1 protein-coding gene is annotated in these 1566 nt (G+C 72.5%); it reads right to left on the bottom strand.

Going from position 1 to position 1566, the window contains the following annotated elements; translation table 11 throughout:
* Positions 1-267 precede the first annotated feature (267 nt).
* On the bottom strand, positions 268-1374 hold the full coding sequence (locus AC5LSR_RS04780) for a methyltransferase domain-containing protein (RefSeq protein WP_250283959.1): 1107 nt from the start codon (positions 1372-1374) through the stop codon (positions 268-270).
* Positions 1375-1566 lie beyond the last annotated feature (192 nt).

The following is a 1566-nucleotide window of genomic DNA, read 5'->3' as shown; positions in this document are numbered from 1 at the left end:
TCGACGGCCACGACGGCGGCGTGGTGGGCTGGCTGGCCGCCAACGGCGCGGATCCGGACGCGGTATCCGCCTGGAAGTCCCGCCTGGTGGCCTGACCCGTTCCGTTCTGTTCCGTCCCGTTCGCCGTCCGGACCCGGTCCCGTCCCGTCCGGGCTCGGTCCTGTCCCGTCCGGACCCGGCACAGCCGGTCTCACGGAAACGGTCCCACGGAAATCCGCGACGTGTTCCGGCGCCCTGTTTCCCGTCCTTGTCGGTTTTTCTTGACGGTCACCGCTTTTCTTGACGGCCACCGCGGAATGGTGGCGGGCCCACGTGGTGAACCGTCTGTCCGGGGCAGGGAGCGTGGATCTCGACGGTGAAGGACGCGGTCGGCCGGGCGCCACGCGGCCAGCTGGCCTCGATGGCCGCGCGGACCTCCGGTGCCCGCCGGTGGTGGGCGGTGGGCCCCATCATCACCAGGTTCAACAGGTCGTCCGGGGACAGGGAGAGCTCGAGGTCCATGGCCAGCCGGTCCTGTTGGACGAAAAATCCGGCCAGTTTCGCGCGCAGCCGCTCGGATTTTCTCTCGTCCACGGTGACCAGGCCGAGCGGGCCCACGATCTCGCCAAGATGGCGGACGGTGGGTGTCACGATGGCCAGCCGTCCGTCCGGGCGCAGGACGCGGTGCATTTCCGCGGCATTTCGCGGTGCAAAGACGTCGAGAACAAGTGCTGCCGTCGCGGTCCGGATGGGCAGTGGGCCGCGTACGTCCGTGCCGATGGCGCCGATGCGCGGATGTGCCCGGGCCGCCCGTCGCAGCGCGTAACGTGACGCGTCCACCGCGATACCGGCCGCGCCCGGAGCGGACCGGAGCAGGCGCGCCAGGTAGTAGCCGGTACCGGCGCCGACATCGACGACGACCGGCGCGCCGCCGGACGTACCGCTGCCCCCGCTCTCGCTCCCGCCCTGGGCCGGGCCGCTGTCCTGGGACGTGCCGCTGACCGCCTGACGACCGTGGCCGCCGGCGGCGAGCGCGCCCGCAAGCCTGTTCGCGGGCTGGTCCGTGAGTGCGCCGGCAAGCCTGCCGGTGAGCTCGCCGGTGAGCCTGCCAGCGAGTCCGCCGGTGAGTCCGCCGGTGAGCTCGGCGGCGAGCCTGTCGGCGAGCCGGTCGGCAAGTGCGGTGTAGTGGCCGGCGCCAAGGAAGGCCTCCCGCGCCCGCACCATGTCCGCGCTGTCACCGGGGAGAGCCTTCGCCCGCCCGGCGGTGAGCGTCAGGTAGCCCGCCCGGGCGAGGTCGTAGCTGTGGCCCGCCGGACAGTGGACCCGCCCCGGCCCGGCGGTCAGCCCCTGGTGACATGTCGGGCATGTGAGATGGGCAAGAACGGTATGAATCACGCCGAGCCCGCCGTCATCATCGGCCGCATGGTAACGACAGTACGTGCCCGGTGAGCAGGGACGATCGAACGCCGGCCCGGTGGTGTCAGGCAGCGGGTGCCCGAAGCGGCAGGGGCGCCGGAGCGGTAGGAGGCCGGGGCCTGCACCGGCGCCGGAGCGGTACGGGCGCCAGACCGGTACGGGCGCCGGGAA

The organism is Protofrankia sp. CiP1_Cm_nod4 (assembly GCF_982290645.1).
The sequence above is the reverse complement of the archived record's forward strand: the minus strand, read 5'-3'. Positions and strand labels throughout refer to the sequence as shown.